The organism is Streptomyces sp. AcH 505 (assembly GCF_000818175.1).
GTDB lineage: Bacteria > Actinomycetota > Actinomycetes > Streptomycetales > Streptomycetaceae > Streptomyces.
This window is the reverse complement of the sequence record NZ_JTIY01000001.1, coordinates 5,890,397-5,895,658: the sequence shown is the minus strand read 5'-3', so window position 1 is coordinate 5,895,658 and position 5,262 is coordinate 5,890,397. Positions and strand designations below refer to the sequence as shown.

Annotated in this window: 4 protein-coding genes; 2 read left to right on the top strand and 2 right to left on the bottom strand. The window is 72.4% G+C overall.

Annotated features, from left to right (window positions below; genetic code table 11):
• Positions 1 to 246: 246 nt before the first annotated feature.
• A complete protein-coding gene (locus HY68_RS26395) occupies positions 247 to 1,173 on the bottom strand; it encodes an NADP-dependent oxidoreductase (RefSeq protein WP_041993210.1) in 927 nt (308 codons plus the stop codon).
• A 158-nt stretch (positions 1,174 to 1,331) separates the two neighbouring features.
• Between HY68_RS26395 and HY68_RS26390 the strand changes: the two genes are divergently transcribed.
• Both HY68_RS26390 and HY68_RS26385 read left to right on the top strand, forming a co-directional pair.
• Positions 1,332 to 2,435, top strand: coding sequence for an FAD-dependent oxidoreductase (locus tag HY68_RS26390; protein WP_041993207.1), 1,104 nt, complete (start codon positions 1,332 to 1,334; stop codon positions 2,433 to 2,435).
• Positions 2,436 to 2,563: 128 nt separating this feature from the next.
• A complete protein-coding gene (locus tag HY68_RS26385; RefSeq protein WP_041993204.1) occupies positions 2,564 to 3,367 on the top strand; it encodes an SDR family NAD(P)-dependent oxidoreductase in 804 nt (267 codons plus the stop codon).
• A gap of 106 nt (positions 3,368 to 3,473) precedes the next feature.
• Here the strand turns inward: HY68_RS26385 and HY68_RS26375 are convergent, their stop codons facing one another.
• The gene (locus HY68_RS26375; RefSeq protein ID WP_041993200.1) at positions 3,474 to 4,976 is read right to left on the bottom strand and encodes an FAD-dependent oxidoreductase; all 1,503 of its coding nucleotides are present in this window, start codon (positions 4,974 to 4,976) and stop codon (positions 3,474 to 3,476) included.
• Positions 4,977 to 5,262 lie beyond the last annotated feature (286 nt).

The following is a 5,262-nucleotide window of genomic DNA, read 5'->3' as shown; positions in this document are numbered from 1 at the left end:
CCCGCGCCGGTGGCGCCCGACGCCATGTCCGCGTCGGGCTCGGCGGGGACCGTCGATGTGGTGTTCAGGGGAAGCCTCCAGGTTCAGGTGGCGCGCAGGCCAATTTACCGTGCACGTTGTACTTCACTTTCCGGGCGTACGGCAATACTCGGCGCAGTACCACCGCCTGCCGACGCCCCTCGCCCGACGCGGTACGCGCCTCGCCCGGCGCGGTACGGCCCGTCGCGCGGGAGCGCGGCCCGCCGGTCAGTCCAGGGGCGGCATCTCCAGGACGGTCTTGCCCTGGCTGTGTCCGCCCTCCACGGCCCGGACCGCCTGCGCGGCCTGCTCGAACGGGACCACCCGGGTCACCCTCGGATCCAGGGCGCCGGTACGGACCAGTTCCACGACGGCGCCCAGGATCGCGGGGTCCCGCACCGGCCCGACCGGTGCGCCGCCCAGCGCGGCGACCGCCTCCCGGTCGGCGCCGCTCACCAGTTTCGTACGGTCCTTCAGCATCTCGGCCACCTCGCGCAGCACTTCGCCCCCGACCAGGTCGAGGACGCCGTCCACGCCGTCGGGCGCCGCTGCCCGCACCCGCGCGGCGAGGCCGGGGCCCGACGCGACGAACCGGACGCCGAGCGATTCGGTGAACTCCCGCTTGGCCGGGGCCGCCGCACCCACCACGGTCAGCCCGAGACCCACCGCCACCTGGGCCGCCGCCACCCCGACCCCTCCCCCGGCACCGGTCACCAGCAGCGTCGCCCCCTCCGGCAGGCCGAGTTGGCGCACGGCGCCGTAACCGGTGGCGGCGGCGATCGGCAGCGCGGCCGCGTCGGTCCAGGAGACCTCCGGGGGCTTGCGCACCGTCGCCGCCGCAGGCAGCAGTGTGTACTGCGCGTACCCGCCGGTCAGCGGGCCGCCGAGGACCGCGTCCCCCACCGCGAAGCCGGCTGTGCCGGGGCCGAGCGCGACCACCTCGCCCGCCGCCTCGCCGCCCATCACGGCGGGCACCTCCACCGCGGGCGCCCCGGCCGGTCTGCGGCCCGAACGGCGCTTCCAGTCCACCGGGTTGACGCCGGCGGCGCGCACGGCTATCAGCAACTGGCCAGGTCCGGGGACCGGTTGCGGGAGATCGGTGAAGTGCTCCACCTCGGGGCCACCGAAACGGTCGTAGACATACGCCTTGGGCATGCGACACCTCGTCACTTCTGGCTTGTAGCCGGCGGCTCGCGGCTAAATTGCCATGCAGATTGCATTTTACCTGAGCGGCCCGTTAGGCTCCGCGAAAGTCGGCGGAGCCCCGTTCCCTCCAGTGGGCTCCAGGCGGTACAGCACAAGGAGCGCAACTTATGGGCAGCACGGTCGCGATCGTCGGCGGCGGATACGGAGGGGCCGCGCTGGCCCGTCAGCTCGATCCGGACTTCGACGTCGTACTGATCGACCCCAGGGACGCCTTCGTCCACACGGTCGCGGCCCTGCGCGGGCTGGTCGACGCGGAGTGGGCGGAGCGGATCTACTTCGGCTACGACGGCCTGTTCACCCGCGGCCGCCATCTGCGCGACCACGCGGTGGCCGTGGACGCGGGCGGTGTCACCACGGCGGACGGCACCGGCGTGGCGGCGGACTACGTGGTCCTCGCCACCGGCTCCTCCTACCCCTACCCGGCCAAGCCGGACACCGAGAACAGCGCGGACTCGCAGACCCGGCATGCCGACACCCGGGCCGAACTCGCCTCAGCGTCAAGGGTGTTGCTGCTGGGCGCGGGCCCGGTCGGCCTTGAGCTGGCCGGCGAGATCACCGAGCAGTGGCCGCAGACGGAGGTCGTGGTGGTCGACCCCGCCGACGACGTGCTCGGCGGCCGTTATCTGCCCGGGCTGCGCGACGCGCTGCGCGAGCAACTGACCGCGCGGGGCGTGCGGCTGGAGCTGGGCAGCGCACTGACGGAGCCCCCTTCGGTGCCGCCGGGCGTGCGCGAGCCGTTCTCGGTCACCACGGAGGCGGGCGTACGGATCGAAGCGGATCTGTGGTTCCGCTGCTACGGCGTGGTGCCGGTCAGCGACATGCTGCACGGCGAACTCGCCGCGGCCCGGCGGCCGGACGGGCATGTGGAGGTCGACGAGTTCCTGCGGGTCGCGGGCGCCTCCAACGTCTTCGCCGTCGGTGACGTCACGGCCGTGCCCGAGCCGAAGCGGTCCAAGGCCGCCTCCGAGCACGCCGCGGTGGTGGCCGCCAACATCCGGTCGCTGGCCGCAGGCCGGCCCGCGGAACACACGTACCGGCCGGGCGAGGACGCGGTCCTGGTGCCGCTGGGCTCGACCGGCGGCGCCTCGCAGGTGCCCGGCCCCGAAGGCCCGATCGTGCTGGGCGCCGCCGAGACGGCCCGCTACAAGGGTGACGATCTGCTGCTCGGCCGGTTCGCCGATCTGTTCAGCGCCTCGGCCGACAAGAGCTGACGAGTCATCAATTAGTTTCACAAACCGTCGAGTTCGGCCGATCACGACACGATTCCGCAGCACCGTCTTCACGCACGTCCGTCAGGATCGGGGGCAGCTCCCCGTCCCGAACGAGAGGTCGTTGACCGATGAGTAACGGAACGCAGTCCCTCGCCGGCAAGGTGGCCGTGGTCACCGGCGGCGCGGGAGGGATCGGCGTCGCCACCGTGGAAGCACTGGCGACCGCGGGGGCGGACGTCGTGCTCGCGGACGTCGCCGAGGGGCCCGCCCAGGCCGCCGCGGCCGAACTGGCGGCCAAGGGCCTGTCGGTGGTCGGCCACAGCGTCGACATCGCGTCGGAGGACAGCGTCAAACGCCTGGTCGACTTCGCCGTCGACACCTTCGGCGGCATCGACGTGCTGGACAACAACGCGGCGCTGACCTCGGCGATCCGGCAGGACCGCGACGTGGTGACGATGTCCGTGGAACTGTGGGACCAGGTGCTCGCCGTCAATCTGCGCGGGCCCATGCTGCTGTGCAAACACACCGTGCCGGTGATGATCGAGCGCGGCGGCGGGTCGATCATCAACATCACCAGTGGTCAGGGACTGTCCGGGGACCGGGTGATGGTCGCCTACGGCAGCTCCAAGGGCGGTCTTGTCGCACTGACCCGCTTCGTGGCCGCCGCGTACGGAGCGGACGGCGTCCGCTGCAACGCCGTCGCGCCGGGTCTGGTCCGTACTCCCGCGCTGGAGGCGGACATGCCCGTACCGGTGCAGCAGATGTTCCAGAGCGCGAACCTGATACCGAGGCTGGGCACACCGGACGACGTGGCCCAGTTGGTGGCGTTCCTCGCCTCTCCCGCCGCCTCCTTCATCACCGGCCAAGTCCTGTCCGTGGACGGTGGTTTCCTCGCCCACCTCCCCACGCTCTCACCGCTGCCACCGCGCTGACGGCACCGACCGCACCGTCCGGGCGGCCCCGGAACAGTCCGTTGTGACTGCTCCGGGGCCGTTCGGTCCGGCCGGTCCGGCCGACACGCCGGAAGGGACGGGACGGTCAGCCCACCCAGGGGGTGATGCCGGCTGCCAACGCCGACTCTTCCGCCGCCCCGGCCCACGCGTAGTAGCCGTCGGGCCGCACCAGCACCGCTTCGGGCGCCCCGCTGTCACCGTCCGCGCGGTGGGTGACGACCAGTCGCTTCTGCCGGCCGGGAGAGTCCAGCCCGGTGGGCTCGGCCGCCTCCTGCGGCAGGACCAGGACGAACCGGCCCTCCCGCAGAACCTCGTAGAGCCGCCCGCGGTCCAGCGTCAGGTCCGGGGCCCGCTTGCCCACCAGCTTGTGCGCGCCGCGCGCCGCGGGATACGAGTAGCCGATGCCGGTGATCTCCCCCACGGCCTGCCGTGTGACCGGCCGTACGTGCGTGACCACCAGCTTCCGCACCGTGCGCAGCGCGATCTCCAGCGGGTTGTGCGCCATGGCGAGCCGCAGGTTGAGGCCGCTGCTGCGCAGCACCGCCTTGCCGACCGGGTGCCGCTCGCTGTGGTAGGTGTCCAACAGGGCGTCGGGGGCGGCGCCGTCGAGCACGGCGGCCAGCTTCCAGCCGAGGTTGACGGCGTCCTGGAGTCCGGTGTTCATCCCCTGGCCGCCGGCCGGTGAGTGCTGGTGCGCGGAGTCGCCCGCCAACAGCACGCGGCCGACCCGGTATGCGGGCACCTGACGTTCGTCGCTGTGGAAGCGGGAGAGCCAACGCGGTTCGTGCATACCGAAGTCGGAGCCGAAGGCCCGCTCGATGATGGCGCGTAACTCCTCGAACTCGACCGGCGAGTCGTCGGGTTCGCCACGGTGGGCGCGGTCCCAGCCGCCGACCCGCCAGTAGCCGTCGCCGAAGGGGGCGATGAAGCCGAAGGCGTCGCCGGTGCCGTGCACCCGTACCACCAGGCTGGGCTGCTCGGTGAACTTGACGTCGGCGAGCGCCACCGACCGGATCACCACCTTGCCCGGGAAGGGCAGTCCAAGGGCCTCGCGCACCACGCTGCGCCCTCCGTCGGCGCCGACGAGATAGCCGGCCCGCAGGGTCGTGTCGCCCTCGTCGGTGCGCACCGCCACGGTGACACCGTCGTCGTCCTGGTCGAGTCCGGTGACCTCGGTCCCGTAGCGGATGACCGCGCCGTTCTTCAGGGCCCGGCGCAGCAGCAGCTTCTCGACCTCGTACTGCGGTGTGACCAGCAGGAAGGGGTAACGGGACGGCAGCGCACCGATGTTGAAGGGAATCGCTCCGAACAGCCTTAGCTCACCGATGACTTGGCCAGTGGTGACGAGTTCGTCGGCGAGGCCGCGGGCGTCGAGGAGTTCGAGGGTCCTGGCGTGCACACCGAAGGCGCGGGTCAGATTGCTGATGCCCTCCGGGCGTTTCTCGACCACCACGACGTCCACGCCGGCCGCCGCGAGGTCCCCGGCGAGCAGCAGCCCGGTGGGGCCCGCGCCGGCCACGACGACGGCGTGGGAGCCGGGGGCCCGCTCGGGGCCGCCGCCGGCAGGGAACTGATCCGTGTGGGACATCCGCAACTCGCTTCCTGCACGTCGGATTCGGGATCCGGCCCGAACCGCCGGCAGGGCGGAAGACGCTGGGGGTGCCGGGAAGCCGGGGCCGGCTGCGTCCAGCCTGCACCCCGCGTGTGAAGGCGGTGCTGCGACAGCGTTTCGACCCCATGGGGCGGGTGGCCCGGGTCGCCGCGTCGAGGCATACGTCCGGAGGGAACTGACCGGTCGGTTCCCGCGACCGGTCAGTTCCCTCCGGGTATGTCAGCTCGGCTCGGCTCGGCTCAGCTCTTGGCGGGCGAGCCCG

Excerpts from the sequence above, each read along its gene's own strand:
- HY68_RS26385 (WP_041993204.1), top strand. The coding sequence starts at position 2,564 with ATGAGTAACGGAACGCAGTCCCTCGCCGGCAAGGTGGCCGTGGTCACC.
- HY68_RS26390 (WP_041993207.1), top strand. The coding sequence starts at position 1,332 with ATGGGCAGCACGGTCGCGATCGTCGGCGGCGGATACGGAGGGGCCGCG.
- HY68_RS26375 (WP_041993200.1), bottom strand. The coding sequence starts at position 4,976 with ATGTCCCACACGGATCAGTTCCCTGCCGGCGGCGGCCCCGAGCGGGCC.
- HY68_RS26395 (WP_041993210.1), bottom strand. The coding sequence starts at position 1,173 with ATGCCCAAGGCGTATGTCTACGACCGTTTCGGTGGCCCCGAGGTGGAG.